The organism is Pseudomonas sp. A014 (genome assembly GCF_052378495.1).
GTDB lineage: Bacteria > Pseudomonadota > Gammaproteobacteria > Pseudomonadales > Pseudomonadaceae > Aquipseudomonas > Aquipseudomonas machongensis.
Genome location: NZ_CP199001.1, coordinates 5,947,020 through 5,963,032, shown reverse-complemented (window position 1 = coordinate 5,963,032; position 16,013 = coordinate 5,947,020). Strand labels below are relative to the sequence as shown.

12 protein-coding genes are annotated in these 16,013 nt (G+C 63.1%); 6 read left to right on the top strand and 6 right to left on the bottom strand.

Going from position 1 to position 16,013, the window contains the following annotated elements; genetic code table 11:
* Positions 1-112 precede the first annotated feature (112 nt).
* Positions 113-2,296: a DNA helicase II gene (gene uvrD, locus ACTYOL_RS27395; protein WP_063541860.1), complete on the bottom strand. Its 2,184-nt coding sequence runs from the start codon at positions 2,294-2,296 to the stop codon at positions 113-115.
* 142 nt (positions 2,297-2,438) lie between these two features.
* On the opposite strand from uvrD, the gene ACTYOL_RS27390 reads away from it, so the two are divergent.
* Positions 2,439-5,303, top strand: coding sequence for an EAL domain-containing protein (locus ACTYOL_RS27390; RefSeq protein ID WP_444757372.1), 2,865 nt, complete (start codon positions 2,439-2,441; stop codon positions 5,301-5,303).
* A gap of 37 nt (positions 5,304-5,340) precedes the next feature.
* Here the strand turns inward: ACTYOL_RS27390 and zwf are convergent, their stop codons facing one another.
* The gene (gene zwf, locus ACTYOL_RS27385; RefSeq protein ID WP_197891715.1) at positions 5,341-6,783 is read right to left on the bottom strand and encodes a glucose-6-phosphate dehydrogenase; all 1,443 of its coding nucleotides are present in this window, start codon (positions 6,781-6,783) and stop codon (positions 5,341-5,343) included.
* Positions 6,784-6,887: 104 nt separating this feature from the next.
* Between zwf and hexR the strand changes: the two genes are divergently transcribed.
* Both hexR and ACTYOL_RS27375 read left to right on the top strand, forming a co-directional pair.
* Positions 6,888-7,754, top strand: coding sequence for a transcriptional regulator HexR (hexR, locus tag ACTYOL_RS27380; protein ID WP_003253273.1), 867 nt, complete (start codon positions 6,888-6,890; stop codon positions 7,752-7,754).
* Positions 7,755-7,911: 157 nt separating this feature from the next.
* Entirely contained in the window at positions 7,912-8,130 is a 219-nt protein-coding gene (locus tag ACTYOL_RS27375; RefSeq protein WP_081311761.1) for a PA3496 family putative envelope integrity protein, read from the top strand.
* On the opposite strand, the gene ACTYOL_RS27370 is transcribed toward ACTYOL_RS27375, so the two are convergent.
* On the bottom strand, positions 8,072-9,034 hold the full coding sequence (locus tag ACTYOL_RS27370; protein ID WP_153774173.1) for a LysR family transcriptional regulator: 963 nt from the start codon (positions 9,032-9,034) through the stop codon (positions 8,072-8,074). The genes ACTYOL_RS27375 and ACTYOL_RS27370 overlap by 59 nt on opposite strands.
* A 189-nt stretch (positions 9,035-9,223) precedes the next feature.
* Here ACTYOL_RS27370 and ACTYOL_RS27365 point away from each other — a divergent pair, with 189 nt between their 5' ends.
* Together ACTYOL_RS27365 and oadA are read left to right on the top strand one after the other, a co-directional pair.
* A complete protein-coding gene (locus ACTYOL_RS27365; protein ID WP_054892975.1) occupies positions 9,224-10,639 on the top strand; it encodes an acetyl-CoA carboxylase biotin carboxylase subunit in 1,416 nt (471 codons plus the stop codon).
* Between the two features lie 11 nt (positions 10,640-10,650).
* Positions 10,651-12,459: a sodium-extruding oxaloacetate decarboxylase subunit alpha gene (gene oadA, locus ACTYOL_RS27360; RefSeq protein ID WP_054892974.1), complete on the top strand. Its 1,809-nt coding sequence runs from the start codon at positions 10,651-10,653 to the stop codon at positions 12,457-12,459.
* Positions 12,460-12,608: 149 nt separating this feature from the next.
* Here oadA and ACTYOL_RS27355 read toward each other — a convergent pair whose 3' ends face one another.
* The 3 genes from ACTYOL_RS27355 to ACTYOL_RS27345 are packed head-to-tail and all read right to left on the bottom strand — an operon-like array spanning position 12,609 to position 14,369.
* Positions 12,609-13,274: a GNAT family N-acetyltransferase gene (locus ACTYOL_RS27355; RefSeq protein ID WP_444757371.1), complete on the bottom strand. Its 666-nt coding sequence runs from the start codon at positions 13,272-13,274 to the stop codon at positions 12,609-12,611.
* 7 nt (positions 13,275-13,281) lie between these two features.
* The gene (locus ACTYOL_RS27350) at positions 13,282-13,728 is read right to left on the bottom strand and encodes a GNAT family N-acetyltransferase (RefSeq protein ID WP_200603728.1); all 447 of its coding nucleotides are present in this window, start codon (positions 13,726-13,728) and stop codon (positions 13,282-13,284) included.
* A gap of 11 nt (positions 13,729-13,739) precedes the next feature.
* Positions 13,740-14,369 (bottom strand): FMN-binding negative transcriptional regulator, encoded by a 630-nt coding sequence (locus ACTYOL_RS27345; RefSeq protein WP_054892971.1) that lies wholly within the window; start codon positions 14,367-14,369, stop codon positions 13,740-13,742.
* 89 nt (positions 14,370-14,458) lie between these two features.
* On the opposite strand from ACTYOL_RS27345, the gene pdxR reads away from it, so the two are divergent.
* Entirely contained in the window at positions 14,459-15,985 is a 1,527-nt protein-coding gene (pdxR, locus tag ACTYOL_RS27340) for a MocR-like pyridoxine biosynthesis transcription factor PdxR (RefSeq protein WP_444757370.1), read from the top strand.
* Positions 15,986-16,013 lie beyond the last annotated feature (28 nt).

Below are 16,013 nucleotides of genomic sequence, written 5' to 3'. Positions count from 1 at the left end.
CTAGGAGACATGGCTAGCGCAAGAATGTTTCGAGCTTTTGCCTGATCCTGTAATCCGCGTCTGAATCTGGCGTCTGAAAGAGCGTTGCAGGACGAGTCAGCGCGACTCGTCCTCAGATCGCTTCCAGCTTGGCATACCCAAGCATCAGCCACTTGCTGCCTTCGTCGAAGTTCACTTGCACGCGAGCCTGTGCCCCGGACCCTTCAAAGTTGAGGATGACGCCTTCACCAAACACCGAGTGCTGCACGCGCTGGCCAAGGCTGAACGCCGTCTGCGGGATGTTGGCGTTGGCGAACAGGCTGCTGGCCTGGGTCTGCGCACCGCCGAAAGGACGGCTGACCGAATTGGACAAGCGTACTTCCTGAACCAGACCTGCCGGAATTTCCCGTACGAAACGCGATACCTTGTTGTACGTCTCGCTGCCATACAGGCGCCGGGTCTCGGCGTAGGTCATGATCAGCTGGCGCATCGCGCGGGTGATCCCGACGTAGGCCAGACGGCGCTCCTCCTCAAGGCGGCCAGGTTCTTCCAGGCTCATCTTGTGCGGGAACAGGCCTTCTTCCAGGCCGACCAGGAACACGTAGGGGAACTCCAGGCCCTTGGCGCTGTGCAGGGTCATCAACTGCACACTGTCTTCGTGCTCGTCTGCCTGGGCGTCGCCAGCCTCCAACGAGGCGTGACCGAGGAATGCCGACAGCGGCGAAAGATCGGCATCTTCCTCAGTGGATTCGAAGTTGCGCGCAGCGCTGACCAGTTCCTCAAGGTTTTCTACCCGAGCCTGGCCCTTTTCACCCTTTTCTTCCTGGTGGTAGATGATCAGCCCGGACTGCTCGATGACGGTCTGGGTCATGGTGTGCAGTGGCATCTCCATGACCTTGTTCGCAAGGTTTTCCATCAACTCGATGAAGCCGCCCAGGGCACTGGCCGCACGGCCTTTGAGTGCTTTGGCAGCGAGCAGCTGGCACATGGCATCCCACATCGACAGCTGGCTGTGGCGGGCATGTTCGCGGATGGCTTCGACCGTCTTCTCGCCGATGCCGCGTGGCGGAACGTTGATCACCCGCTCGAGTGCTGCATCGTTGCCGCGGCCTTCGAGCAGACGAAGGTAGGCCATGGCGTTCTTGATCTCGGCGCGCTCGAAGAAGCGCTGGCCACCATAGATGCGGTAGGGGATGCGCTCACGCAGCAGGGCTTCTTCGAGCACCCGCGACTGGGCGTTGGAGCGATAGAGGATGGCGATGTCGCTGCGCGAATTGCCGTCCTTGATGATGCGCTCGATGCTTTCGACCACGTAGCGTGCTTCGTCGTGCTCGTTGTATGCCGCGTACAGGGTGAGGGGTTCGCCTTCGCCCAGATCGGTCCACAGCTCCTTGCCCAGACGCCCGCTGTTATTGGCGATCAGGGCGTTGGCGGCCTTGAGGATGCCACTGGTGGAGCGGTAGTTCTGCTCCAGGCGGATCAGTTCGGCGTCGGGGAAGTCGGCGGTGTATTGATGGATGTTCTCGATCTTCGCACCGCGCCAGCCATAGATCGACTGGTCGTCGTCGCCCACAGCCATCAGGCTTTCGCCACCGCCGGCCAGCAGGCGCAGCCAGGCATACTGCACGGCGTTGGTGTCCTGGAATTCGTCCACCAGCAGGTGGCGGAAACGGCGCTGGTAGTGCTCGAGCAGGCCGGGGTTGTCGCGCCACAGGTCGAGGGCGCGCAGCAGCAGCTCTGAGAAGTCGATGACCCCGGCGCGCTCGCAGGCCTGCTCATAGGCTTCGTAGATGCCGCGCATGGTCGCCAGGAACAGGTCGCCGCTGGCCTGGATGTGCTGCGGGCGCAGGCCTTCGTCCTTCTGGCCGTTGATGAACCACTGGGCCTGGCGTGCCGGCCAGCGCTGCTCATCCAGGCCCATCTCGCGGATCACTCGCTTGATCAGCCGCTGCTGATCGTCGCCGTCGAGGATCTGGAAATTCTGCGCCAGGCGCGCTTCCTGCCAGTGGGCACGCAGCAGGCGGTGGGCCAGGCCGTGGAAGGTGCCGACCCACATGCCAGCCGGGTTGATGCCCAGCAACTGCTCGATACGGTGACGCATCTCCGCGGCGGCCTTGTTGGTGAAGGTCACCGACAGAATCGAATGCGGCGAGGCCTGTTCGACCTGGATCAGCCAGGCGATGCGGTGCACCAGCACGCGGGTCTTGCCCGAGCCGGCGCCCGCGAGCACCAGTTGACGCCCACGCGGGGCTGCTACGGCCTGGCGTTGGGCATCGTTGAGGGAATTGAGCAGTAGGGAGAGGTCATCAGTGTGCATCCGGCCATTCTAGGTTGGCGCGGGGGCTGCGGGCAAATGGTCGGGCATTTGTGAAATCATGACACACAGCAGTTTGGCCCGGCCTCGCGCTTGTGTATGCTCCGTGCACGTTCGCGGCTAACCATTATAAGAACACTGCCATATGACCCAGAATTGCGTGGTGATCGACGCATCACCCGAATCGACAAGGAGCGTTCGCAGGCAATTCGCAACCCAGCTCTCCATCGAGCGGACCCGCCTGCTTTACCAGGGCTCCTTGCTGCCCACCCTGTTCATGTTGCTCAACGGCCTGCTTTGCGCCTGGCTGCTGTGGAGCCCTGCCCGCTACCTGCTGGTCGGCGTGTGGATGGTCTGGTTACTGGCGCTGGTGGCCTTGCGGGTGATCCAGGTGGCGGCCTTCGATGCGGCCTCGCCGGAGCGTCAGGCCAAGCCGACCTGGTGGCGGATGTTTCTGGGTGGTTCGGCCTTCAGTGGCCTGACGCTTGGCTGTGCCGCCCTCGCGCTGGTACCGGTGGACAGTTTCGTCCAGCAGGCCTGGGTTTTCGGCCTGCTGGGCGCAGCGGCGCTGTCGGCGAGCGTCGCCTACGCGGTCAGCCTGCCGGCCTTTCTCAGCTTCGTGTTACCCGGCCTGTTGCCGCCGATCGGATTTCTGTTCTTTTATCAGGACGGGTTGCAGCGCGGCTGGGGCTGGCTTGGCCTGATCCTGCTCGGAGCCCTGATGGTGGTGGCCTGGCAGGTCAATCGTCTGATCGAACGCGGTCTGCTTCGGCGCTTTCAGAACCAGGCACTGATCGAGCATCTGCAGGGTGCGCAACGCCATGGCGAGCAATTGAACCAGGCCTTGAGCGCAGAGATCCGCCACCGTTGTCACGCCGAAGAGCAATTGCGCCAAGCGCAGGCCGGCCTCGAGCTGCGGGTGAGCGAGCGAGGCCGGGAGCTGGCGCTTGCCACCCAGGCCCTGGGTGCCAGCGAGCAGCGCCTGAGCCTGGCGCTGGAGGCTAGCGAACTGGGGCTATGGGACTGGGACCTGCAAACCGACGAAGTCCATCACACCCAGCTGCATGCCTTGTTCGGCCTGGAGCCTGGGCAGGTGCGCTCGGTGCGTGCCGACCTCAAGCCGCGCTTGCATCCCGACGATCTGCCGCTACTGCGTCGCACGCTGGTCGAGCACCTCAAGGGCCGCAGCGACGACTATTGCGTCGAATACCGGGTGCGCCACACGCAAGGTCGCTGGTGCTGGATCGAGGACCGGGGACGGGCGGTCGAGCGTGATGCCGACGGCAAGGTCCTGCGCATGCTGGGTACCCGTCGTGACATCACCGCACAGAAGGAACAGGAAGAACAGCAGCGGCTGGCTGCCACCGTGTTCGAAGCGGCGAGTGAAGGCATCGCCATCCTCGATGCGCACTACCAGTTGCTGGCGGTCAACCAGCGATTCTGCGATCTCACCGGCTACGGGCGCGAAGACCTGATCCTGCGTGACCTGCTGGAGCTGCCCTGCAGCCGCGACGCCCGTCGGCACAGCCAATCGATTCACCAGGCCCTCGAGCAGCAAGGGCGCTGGGAGGGCGAGCTGGTCGAGGCGCGCAGTAATGGCGAGCTCTACCCGCAATGGTTGCAGCTCAATGGCGTGAGCGATGGACGGGGCAACATCAGCAATATCGTGGCGTTCTTCACGGACCTGTCGGCGCGCCGTGAGTCGGAGGAGCGCCTGCGCTATCTGGCCCACTACGATGACCTCACAGGCCTTGCCAACCGAGCGCTGTTCCGTCTGCGCCTGCATGAGGCGGTGCAGCGTGTGCGCCTGAACGGCCGCAGCCTGGCGCTGCTGCATGTCGATCTGGACCGCTTCAAGCTGCTCAATGAAAGCCTGGGGCACGAACTGGCCGACCAGTTGCTGAAGAAAATGGCCCAGCGCCTGGCCAATGCGGTGCCGGAGGCCGACACCGTGGCACGTATCTCCGGCGACGAGTTCGCCGTGCTGTTCGATGGCTACAGCAATCTTTCCAGCCTGGTGCGGGTCACCACACGCCTGCTCGACAAGCTGCGGGTGCCGCAGCGAGTGGGCGGTCATGAGGTGGTGATCAGTGCATCGGTGGGCATCAGTGTGTTGTCGGAGGCCACTTTCGACCTCAACGCTTTGGTCAGTCAGGCCGACATGGCCAAGCAACACGCCAAGCACCTGGGGGGCGACAGCTTCCAGTTCTATACCGAAAGCCTGCGTGCCAGCACCCTGGAGCGCCTGCAACTGGAAAACGATCTGCGCAAGGCTCTCGACGAAAACCAGCTGCGGGTCTACTTCCAGCCCAAGCTGTGCCTGCGTTCCGGCCGTCTGCATGCTGCCGAGGCGCTGGTGCGCTGGCAGCATCCGCAGTGGGGCATGGTGCCGCCGGGCGAGTTCATCGGGCTGGCCGAAGAAACCGGGTTGATTGCGCCGATGGGTGAGTTCGTCCTGCGTCAGGCGTGTTGGCAGGCATGTGAATGGTTGCGCCAGGGCTGGGAGATCCGTGTGTCGGTCAACCTGTCGGTCTACCAGTTGCGCCAGGGCAAGGTGGTCAGCCTGGTGCGTCAGGTACTGCAGGAGACCGGACTGGCGCCGCACCTGCTGGAGCTGGAGCTGACCGAAAGCCAGTTGCTGGACAATGTCGAGCACATCATCGCCACCTTCCAGCAACTGCACGCATTGGGCGTGAAGCTGGCGATCGACGATTTTGGTACCGGCTATTCATCGCTGAGTTACCTCAAGCGCTTTCCGGTGGACTACGTGAAGATCGACCAGGCGTTCATTCGGGGCCTGCAGGAGGGCAGCCAGGATGCCGCGATCATCCGGGCAATCATCGCCATGGCCAAGAGCCTGGGGCTGGAGGTGGTGGCCGAGGGGGTGGAAACCCAGGAGCAGCTGGCATTCCTGCGTGAACAGGGGTGCGACGAGGCGCAGGGTTACCTGATCAGTCGACCGATCGATGCCGCAGCGTTCAAGACGTTGCTGGAGCGCTCGCGAAGATGACCTGCGCCCCGGCGGCAAGTGCCGGGGCAGGAGATGGTCAGAGGTGCCAGTGTCGGCCCTGATGCGCGAGGAGGCTGTTGGCCTGCTCCGGCCCATTGCTGCCTGCCGGGTAGGTCCGCGGTGCCTGGAAGTGTTCCTCCCAGCCTTTGAGGATCGGGTCGATCCACGCCCACGCAGCCTCCACTTCATCGCGGCGCATGAACAGCGTCGAATCACCATCCAGTACATCCAGCAGCAGGCGCTCGTAGGCCTCCCAGCGGCGTGTCTGGGCGAAGGCCTGGGCCAGGTTCAGGTCCAGCTCGACCGGCGCCAGGCGCATGCCGCGGCCGGGACTCTTGGTCATCATGCGCAGGCTGATGTGCTCGTCGGGTTGCAACTGGATCAGCAACTGGTTGACCTGGCCGCCGGCGAACAGCTCATGGGGCACCGGTTTGAACTGGATGACGATCTGCGACGAGCGCCGTGCCATGCGCTTGCCGGTGCGCAGGTAGAACGGCACGCCGGCCCAGCGCCAGTTCTCGATATGAGCCTGCACGGCGACGAAGGTTTCGGTATCGCTGTCGTTGTCGACATCCTTCTCGAAGTAGTAGGCCGGGACCTCCTGGCCGCCGATCTTGCCGGCGCCGTACTGGCCGCGCACGGTCTTGTCCTGCACGTCCTGGCCGGTGATCGGGCGCAGCGCACGAAGGATCTTCACCTTCTCGTCGCGCACCGCCTCGGCCTCGAATTGTGCCGGTGGCTCCATCGCCACCAGGCAGAGCAGTTGCAGCAGATGGTTCTGCAGCATGTCGCGGGTAGCGCCGGCGCGATCATAGTAGGCGCCGCGGTTCTCGACCCCGAGGGTTTCGCAGACGCTGATCTGCACATGATCGACCTGGCTGTTGCGCCATACAGGCTCCAGCAGGGCATTGGCGAAGCGCAGGGCCATGAGGTTCTGCACCGTCTCCTTGCCCAGGTAGTGATCGATGCGAAACACCTGGGATTCGTCGAATACCGCGCCGATGGCTTCGTTGATCGCCGTGGCCGACTCCAGTGAATGGCCGATGGGCTTTTCCAGCACGATGCGCGCTTCGCTGTCGGCAAGCCCGGCCAGGCGCAGGTTGTTGGCGATGGGCACGAACAGGTTGGGGGCGGTGGCGAGATAGAAGATCCGGGTCAGGCCACCGGGCTCGCCGAGGTAACGGGCCAGGCGCCCGAAATCGGCGCCTTGGGAGGCGTCCATGGCGAAGTAGTCAAGGCGTGCCGAGAAGCGCTGCCAGACCTCCTCGTCGAAGTCGTTGCGGGCGATCTGCGCCCGGCAATGACGCTCGGTGAGCTTGAGGTAGTCGTTGCGCGGCAGGGGGCGGCGGGCCAGGGCGATGATCCGCACGGCGTTGTGCAGGCGACCCTCGCGGTAGAGCTGATAAAGCGCCGGCAGCAGCTTGTGCAGGGCCAGGTCGCCCGTGCCGCCGAAAACCAGAATGTCGCAAGGGATACTCAAGCCACCACTCTCCCACGTTCGTTTAGCTGGGCGGTCAGCCGGTCATGTAGTATAACTACAAGATAGCTACATCCCGGCCAGCCGATCATAACCGAGTCCAGCCTGTGAATCTGTTGCAACATATCGCTCAATCGCGCCACCTGCTGCGCAAATCGGAACTGAAAGTGGCCGACCACGTGCTGCTTGATCCGGCTGCCGTCATGCACAGCTCGATGGCCGATCTTGCCCACAGTGTTGGTATCAGCGAGCCGACCATCGTGCGTTTCTGCCGCGCCATCGGCTGTTCGGGCTTCCAGGACCTCAAGCTCAAGCTGGCGCAAAGCCTGGCGGCGGGCGCCAGCTTCGGCCAGTTCGCCATCCATGAAGACGATTCGGTCGCCGACTACAGCCTGAAGATTTTCGACACCACCTTGCACACGCTGATGGAAGTGCGCGAGCACCTCGACCCGCAGGCGCTGCAGCAGGCGGTAAGTGCCATGGCCCAGGCGCAGCGCGTGGAGTTCTATGGCTTCGGGGCTTCCGGTGCGGTCGCCGCCGATGCCCAGCACAAATTCTTCCGCCTGCTGCTCAGCGCCGCAGCCTATTCCGACCCGCACATGCAGGCGATGTCGGCGGTGACCCTCAAACCGGGTGATGTCGCCGTGTGCATCTCGCAGTCGGGGCGTTCGAAAGACTTGCTGATCACCGCCAACCTGGTGCGTGAAAGCGGCGCCAATCTCATCACCCTGTGCCCGAGCCAGACGCCGCTGGCGGAGCTGTCGACCGTCAACCTGGCGATTGATGTACACGAAGACACCGAGATCTACACCCCGCTGACTTCGCGCATTGCCCACCTGGTGGTGATCGACGTGCTGGCGATGGGCGTGGCCATGGCCCGTGGCCCGAGCCTGGTCAACCACCTCAAGAGCGTCAAGCGCAGCTTGCGCAGCCTGCGCTTGTCGCCCAAGTCGATCAAGGCTACCGACGACTGATCGCGCTGCCACCGCACCGGCCGCTGTGGGAGCGGGTTTACCCGCGAAAGGGCCGGTACGGGCAATTAAAATTCACGATTCTGTCACCATTTCTCAGCCAAACCGTAAACCCTCGGGGCCACCCTGAAGCTCCCGCACCCGATCTGGGAGACAGGCAATGGCAAACGATCATTTCGGTTCGTACCAACCCAACGCCAAGGCTCGCAAGCAGGCTGAGAAGGATCAACGTCGCATGGAATATCGACGTGCGATCGAAAGCTACTGCGACCAGCGTCAACTGTTGCGTGATATCGCCGACTACCCTGAGCTGCAAGACATCACGGTATGGCAGGTGGCGTCGGCGGCTTCCCAGAAAATCGCTCCACAAGCCCGCTGATTTTCGCGCGTTCGCTACGAATGAACGCATGAAATGCCAAGGCCACCGGCGATTGCCGCTTGGCCTTGGACTGCACCACGCACCAGCTGCGGTACAGCGGCAGTTCCTCGACGGGCAATTCCCTGAGCATCCCGGTGGCCAGCTCCATGTTCACTGCATGGCGAGTCAGCAGGGCGATGCCCAAACCGGCGATCACGCATTCGCGCTGGGCGTCGGCCGAGGCCACTTCCAGGGTCTGGGTGAAGTGCACGCGCTTGTCCTTGAAGTACTCCTCGCAGGCTTTGCGCGTGCCCGAGCCTTGTTCGCGGATGAGCAGGGTATGAGGCTCCAGGTCTTGCAGGCGCAAGCGTTCGAGCTTGCACAACGGGTGTTCCGGTGGCGCCACCGCGATGATCGGGTTGTTGAGAAACGGCAGGAACTCCAGGCCCATGTCCTGCGGCACCATCGACATGATGATCAGGTCGTCGCGGTTGTCGGACAGGCGTCGGATGGCCTGGGCGCGATTGACCACCGTGAGTGTGAGGTTGACCTCCGGGTGTCGTTGCTTGAAGGCGGCGAACAGGTGTGGCACGAAGTACTTCGCACTGGATTCGATCGCCAGTTTCAATTGCCCCTGCAGTGAGCCCTGCATGTCCGACAGCTGCATGTCGAGGTTTTCCAGGCGCCCGAAGATGTCGCGGCTGGCACGTTGCAGTGCCTCGGCGGCTTCGGTCAGGTAGAGCTTTTTGCCGACGTACTCGAACAGTGGCTGGCCGACCAGCTCTTCGAGCTGGCGGATCTGTAGACTTACGGCGGGTTGCGTAAGCGCCATCTCTTCTGCCGCGCGGCTGTACGAGCGCAAATCACACACTTCGTTAAAGATCTGCAGCTGACGCAAAGTCATACGCATCAAGGACTTACGCATTTATCCCCAGGCTCCGGCAAAACCTTGTTACCCAACTATAAGCTTTTGCTAATACAGCCCCTAACAAATATTGATTTTTGTTTATTCACCGGTGGCGCTAGTTTGAAGGTGCGACTGGCCAGCGACGTCTGGTCACGCGCCGACCGGTGTAACCGGATCGTCTGTTCCTACGGCTTTGGGAAGACTCCAGTGATAAAAAAAATCCTGATCGCCAACCGGGGTGAAATCGCAGTTCGGATCGTGCGTGCCTGCGCCGAGATGGGCATTCGCTCTGTCGCGATCTTTTCCGACGCCGACCGTCATGCCTTGCACGTCAAGCGCGCCGACGAGGCCTACAGCATCGGTGCCGAGCCGCTGGCCGGTTACCTGAACCCGCGCAAGCTGGTGAACCTTGCTGTGGAAACCGGCTGTGACGCCCTGCATCCGGGCTACGGTTTTCTATCGGAAAACGCCGAACTTGCGGAAATCTGCGCCGAGCGTGGCATCAAGTTCATCGGCCCTGCCGCCGAGGTTATCCGTCGCATGGGCGACAAGACCGAAGCGCGCCGCACGATGATCCAGGCCGGTGTCCCGGTGACCCCAGGTACCGAAGGCAACGTGGCCGACATCCACGAAGCCCTGAGCGAAGGCGAGCGCATCGGTTATCCGGTGATGCTCAAGGCCACCTCCGGTGGCGGCGGGCGTGGTATTCGCCGCTGCAACAGCCGCGAAGAGCTGGAACAGAACTTCCCGCGGGTGATTTCCGAAGCCACCAAGGCGTTCGGTTCCGCCGAGGTGTTTCTCGAGAAATGCATCGTCAATCCCAAACACATCGAGGCGCAGATTCTCGGTGACAGCTTCGGCAACGTGGTGCATCTGTTCGAGCGCGACTGCTCGATCCAGCGCCGCAATCAGAAGCTCATCGAAATCGCCCCGAGCCCGCAGCTGACGCCGGAACAGCGCGCCTACATCGGCGACCTGGCCGTACGGGCCGCCAAGGCAGTCAACTACGAGAACGCCGGTACCGTGGAGTTCCTGCTCGCCGATGGCGAGGTGTACTTCATGGAGATGAACACCCGAGTGCAGGTGGAACACACCATCACCGAGGAAATCACCGGCATCGATATCGTGCGTGAGCAGATCCGCATCGCCTCGGGCTTGCCGCTGTCGGTCAAACAGGAAGACATCCAGCATCGCGGCTACGCGTTGCAGTTCCGGATCAACGCCGAAGACCCGAAGAACAATTTCCTGCCCAGCTTCGGCAAGATCACCCGTTACTACGCCCCCGGCGGCCCGGGCGTACGTACCGACACGGCAATCTATACCGGCTACACCATTCCACCGTTCTACGACTCCATGTGCCTGAAACTGGTGGTCTGGGCGCTGACCTGGGAAGAAGCCATGGACCGTGGCCTGCGAGCCCTGGATGACATGCGCCTGCAGGGGGTCAAGACCACCGCCGCGTATTACCAGGAAATCCTGCGCAACCCGGAATTCCGTAGCGGCCAGTTCAATACCAGCTTCGTGGAAAGCCATCCGGAACTGACCAACTACTCGATCAAGCGCAAACCCGAAGAGCTGGCCCTGGCCATCGCCGCCGCCATCGCCGCCCACGCAGGCCTGTGAGGAATTCAACAATGTCCAAGAAAATCCATGTAACCGACACAATCCTGCGCGACGCCCACCAGTCCTTGCTGGCCACCCGCATGCGCACCGAAGACATGCTGCCGATTTGCGAAAAGCTCGACAAGGTCGGCTACTGGTCGCTCGAAGTCTGGGGCGGCGCGACCTTCGACGCCTGTGTGCGCTTCCTCAAGGAAGATCCGTGGGAGCGCCTGCGCCAACTGCGCGCCGCGCTGCCCAACACGCGCCTGCAAATGCTGCTGCGCGGTCAGAACCTGCTGGGCTACCGCCATTACAGCGATGATGTGGTCAAGGCCTTCGTGGCCAAGGCTGCAGTCAATGGTATCGACGTATTCCGTATTTTCGACGCCATGAACGATGTGCGTAACCTGCGCGTGGCCATCGAAGCGGTGAAGGCCGCCGGCAAGCACGCCCAGGGCACCATCGCCTACACCACCAGCCCCGTGCACACCATCGAGGCCTTCGTGAACCAGGCCAAGCAGATGGAAGCCATGGGTTGCGACTCGGTAGCGATCAAGGACATGGCCGGCCTGTTGACGCCGTACGCCACCGGCGAGCTGGTCAAGGCGCTGAAAGCCGAGCAGTCGCTGCCGGTGTTCATCCACTCCCATGACACCGCCGGCCTGGCCGCCATGTGCCAGCTCAAGGCTGTGGAGAACGGCGCCGACCATATCGACACCGCCATCTCCAGCTTCGCCTGGGGCACCAGCCACCCAGGCACCGAGTCGATGGTTGCCGCGCTCAAGGGCAGCGAGTTCGACACCGGGCTGGACCTGGAGCTGCTGCAGGAAATCGGCCTGTACTTCTACGCCGTGCGCAAGAAGTACCACCAGTTCGAGAGCGAGTTCACCGCCGTGGATACCCGCGTGCAGGTCAACCAGGTACCGGGCGGGATGATTTCCAACCTGGCCAACCAGCTCAAGGAGCAGGGCGCCCTCAACCGTATGAACGAAGTGCTGGCGGAGATCCCGCGCGTGCGCGAAGACCTCGGCTTCCCGCCGCTGGTCACCCCGACCTCGCAGATCGTCGGCACCCAGGCGTTCTTCAACGTGCTGGCCGGTGAGCGCTACAAGACCATCACCAACGAAGTGAAGCTGTACCTGCAAGGCGGCTACGGCAAGGCGCCAGGTGTGGTTGACGAGAAGCTGCGCCGCCAGGCGATCGGCAGCGAAGACGTCATCGATGTGCGCCCGGCCGATCTGCTCAAGCCGGAAATGGCCAAGCTGCGTGCCGAGATCGGCAGCCTGGCGCACAGCGAGGAAGACGTGCTGACCTTCGCCATGTTCCCGGACATCGGACGCAAGTTCCTCGAAGAGCGTGAAGCCGGAACCCTCAAGCCCGAAGCCTTGCTGCCAATCCCGGAAGCCGGTGCTGCAGCCTCCGTGGGCGGTGAGGGTGTACCGACCGAGTTCGTCATCGACGTGCACGGCGAGACCTACCGCGTCGACATCACCGGCGTGGGCGTCAAGGCCGAAGGCAAGCGTCACTTCTACCTGTCCATCGACGGCATGCCGGAAGAAGTGGTGTTCGAGCCGCTCAACGATTTCGTCGGCGGCGGCAGCAGCAAGCGCAAGCAGGCCAGCGCGCCGGGTCACGTCAGCACCACCATGCCGGGCAACATCGTCGATGTGCTGGTCAAGGAGGGCGATGTGGTCAAGGCCGGGCAGGCAGTGCTGATTACCGAAGCCATGAAGATGGAGACCGAAGTGCAGGCGGCCATCGCCGGCAAGGTCGTTGCCATCCACGTAGCCAAGGGCGACCGGGTGACCCCGGGCGAGATCCTGATCGAGATCGAAGGCTGAGCGACAGCCTTCGACTGACAAGCGGTTTACCTCATGGGGAGCGGTTGCTCCCCTTTTTTTATGTTGGGTTCAAGGCCCGATCGCGGGGCACCCCGCTGGTTCTGGAATTGGCGGGGTACCTTTGGAAGCGGGCTTGCCCCGCGATTGCGTCAGGCCAGGCGACACGCTTCCAAGGTTTTCACCTGACCTTCAGGCCGCTGGTTCTCAGCGCTCAACCAGCGCTCGAACCCCGCCGCCACTGCTGGCCACTCCCCGTCGGTGATCGAATACCAGGCGGTGTCGCGGTTCTGGTCCTTCACCACCATGTGCTGGCGGAACACGCCTTCGAAGACAAAGCCGAAGCGCAGCGCCGCGCGCTTGGAGCGGGCGTTGGCATCGTTGCATTTCCACTCCAGGCGCCGATTGCCCAGCTCGAAGCCGAGCTTGCTCAACAGGTAGACCGCCTCGGTGCCTTTGGGCGTGCGCTGCATGGCCGCGCCAAAGGCGATGTGGCCGATTTCGAAACGTCCCTGCTCGGGGACGATCGACATGTAGCTGAGGATGCCCTGCACCTGCCCGTTGTGTTTGTCGATGACGCTATAGAACAGCGGATCGCGGCCCGCTGCGTTGCCTTGCAGCCAGCGGTCGAAGTCGGCGCGTTCGGCGAACGGGCCATAGGGCAGGTAGTTCCACAGCACCGGGTCCGATCCCGGGCCTTGCAGGACTTCCCACAGGTCGTCGCCATGGCGCGCCGGGTCGAGTTTCTCCAGGCGGATGAAGCGGCCATCGAGGGGGGAGGCGTCCGGTGTCGCAGCGGGTTTCCAGTTCAGGGTCATGGTCGGCCTACAGTGCTTTGCGAAATTGAATGAAGCCCGGACGCTCGGCGACCTGCTCGTACAGGCTGATGGCCGTGGCGTTGGTCTCGTGGGTCAGCCAGTGCACCTTGATGCAGCCAGCGGTCTTGGCGGCGGCGTAGACGTGTTCGATCAGCTGGCGGCCGATACCCAGGCCGCGCTGCTCGCCGTCGACGTAGAGGTCTTGCAGGTAGCAGGAGTTCTCGATGCTCCAGTTGGAACGATGATAGATGTAGTTGACCATTCCCACCGCTTTGCCATCGACCCAGGCGAGGGCCGAGTGGGTGGGTTCGCTGGGGTCGAGCAGGCGCTGCCAGGTATTGGCCGTGACCTCTTCGGCGAGGGTGGTCTGGTAGAAGCGCAGGTAGGCCTGCCACAGGGGCAGCCAGGCGGCGTGGTCTTCGAGAGTGACCGGGCGCAAGGTGACGTTGGACATGGTGGTTTCCTTCAAAGCGAACGCATCTGCGTCGCGAGTTGGTTGTCGAGTGGATCGGGGCTGTTGGCCAGGCCTTCGCGCACGCCTTGGACATCTTCGGCGCTGCGGTTCTGGCTGAGCTTGCGGGCGCCCTGGATGCGGGTGATGGGCAGGCGGATGCCGACGATGGCGCGGAGCATGCCGTCGATGTAGTCGGCGGGGGCGTCGGCGACCTTCCAGGGGGTGGCGCGGCCTTGTTCATGCAGGTCGGTCAGGCGGCTGACGATCTCCAGCAGGGGCGCCGGGTCATGGATGACCTCGACCGGCCCGTGGGCATGCACCGCCACATAGTTCCACGTGGGCACCACCTTTGGATTCTCCAGCTTGCTCGGGTAGTAGCCGGGGCTCACGTAGGCATCGGCGCCCTGGAAAACCAGCAGGGCTTCACCGCCTCGCTCCAGGTCCTGCCACTGGTGGTTGGCGCGGGCCAGGTGGCCGTATACCGTACCGAACTCGCCTTCGCGGGTGTCCACCAGCACTGGCAGGTGGGTCGCCAGCAGGCCGTGCTCTCCGTGGCTGACCAGCGTGGCAAGGCGCGTCTGCAGCATCTGCTGGTGCAGACGTTGGAGATCGTGTTCCTGATGAGGCTTGGCGTTGTACATGGCGAAGTCCTTGTTTGATGGCATCATCCTAGGCAGGCTATTGGTTCTGTGTAAGAGCCATTTACCGCTGATTTGACAGGTCCAATGTCATGAGTGAGCGTCCTCTCGTTTTGCCTTTCGACCCCGCCGGCATTGTGCTGGACCGCCGCCGTGGCCTCAGCCAGCAGCTCTACCAGGCACTGCGCGCGCGGGTGCTGGACGGCCGGCTGAGCAGTGGCACGCGGCTGCCGGCCACTCGTGACCTGGCTTCGGTGCTGGCGCTGTCGCGCAACAGCGTGGTGCGTGCCTATGACCAGTTGTACGCCGAAGGCTTCATCGAAAGCCGAGTCGGGGATGGCACCTATGTGAGTCGGCTGCCAAAACTGTCCACACAGTTATCAACAAGGTTATCCCAGGGGTTATCAACAGAGTTATCCACATTTTCGCCCGATGACACTGAGGATTTATCCAGTTCAACGCGCTCCAGCGCACCCTTGGAGCGCTTGAAATCACACCATCTTTCACCGCCCAGAGCCGGGGCTCCGAGGGCTTTTCGGGTCGGTATTCCCGCGTTCGATCTGTTCCCGTTCGACGTCTGGGCCAAGCTGCAAGCGGGTTTCTGGCGTGATCCCGATCCTGCGCTGCTCGGTTACGGCGACCCGGCCGGGGAGCCTGTGCTGCGCGAACTGATTGCGGCCTACATGCGTCGCTCGCGAGGGCTTTCGTGCACCGCTGAACAAATTGTGATCACCAGTGGTGCACAGCAGGCCATCAGCCTTTGTGCACAGCTGCTGCTGCAACCTGGCGAGGAGGTGGCTGTGGAAAACCCGGGCTATCGCGCCGCCGGTCATGCCTTTGCCCTGGCCGGAGCGAAGGTGCGCGGTGTGGCGATAGACGAGGAAGGGCTGGTGTGCGAGCAGCTCGCCCAGTTGCGCGACTGTCGCCTGGCCTACGTGACGCCTGCGCACCAATACCCCACCGGCGTCACCATGAGCCTGGCGCGACGCTTGTCGTTGCTGGCCTGGGCCGAACGCCAGGATGGCTGGATCATCGAGGACGATTACGACGGCGAATACCGCTACAGCGGCCCACCGCTGGCCCCCCTTGCAGCGCTGGACCGCCAGCAGCGGGTGATCTACGTCGGCACCTTCGGCAAGATCGCCTTCCCCGCGTTGCGCCTGGGTTACCTGGTGCTGCCGCCGCGACTGGTGCAGGCCTTCAGCCAGGCGCGTGCATTGGCGGTGCGGCATTCCGAAGTCGGGACGCAGTGCGTGATGGCGCAATTCATGGCTCAGGGGCACTTCCAGCGGCATATACGCCGCATGCGTCGAGCGGCGCTGGCGCGGCGCAATGTGCTCAAGGCCGGCTGGCCGCTGGATGTGCCGGGGCTGGGCGCAATGCCGGAAGTGGCGGCGGGACTGCATGTGAAAGTGGATGTGGATAACTTCGCGCGGGAGCAAGCGCTGGTGGCCAAGGCCGAGGCGGTGGGGGTAGAGGTGCACCCGCTGAGCAGTTACTGGCTGGAAGATAGCGAGGTGCCTGTGGATAAGCGGGGAGGGCTGGTGCTGGGGTTTGCTGCGGTGCCCGAGGAGCAGATTGCCGAGGCGTTGATGCGATTGCGCAGGGTCTGGCGGTAAGGCGTTAGACCGCGTTGTCTGTTTCGCG

Coding starts and splice junctions, on each gene's coding strand:
- ACTYOL_RS27350 (WP_200603728.1), bottom strand. CDS start 13,728: ATGTCCAACGTCACCTTGCGCCCGGTCACTCTCGAAGACCACGCCGCC.
- ACTYOL_RS27355 (WP_444757371.1), bottom strand. CDS start 13,274: ATGACCCTGAACTGGAAACCCGCTGCGACACCGGACGCCTCCCCCCTC.
- uvrD (WP_063541860.1), bottom strand. CDS start 2,296: ATGCACACTGATGACCTCTCCCTACTGCTCAATTCCCTCAACGATGCC.
- ACTYOL_RS27345 (WP_054892971.1), bottom strand. CDS start 14,369: ATGTACAACGCCAAGCCTCATCAGGAACACGATCTCCAACGTCTGCAC.
- oadA (WP_054892974.1), top strand. CDS start 10,651: ATGTCCAAGAAAATCCATGTAACCGACACAATCCTGCGCGACGCCCAC.
- ACTYOL_RS27390 (WP_444757372.1), top strand. CDS start 2,439: ATGACCCAGAATTGCGTGGTGATCGACGCATCACCCGAATCGACAAGG.
- pdxR (WP_444757370.1), top strand. CDS start 14,459: ATGAGTGAGCGTCCTCTCGTTTTGCCTTTCGACCCCGCCGGCATTGTG.
- ACTYOL_RS27370 (WP_153774173.1), bottom strand. CDS start 9,034: ATGCGTAAGTCCTTGATGCGTATGACTTTGCGTCAGCTGCAGATCTTT.
- ACTYOL_RS27375 (WP_081311761.1), top strand. CDS start 7,912: ATGGCAAACGATCATTTCGGTTCGTACCAACCCAACGCCAAGGCTCGC.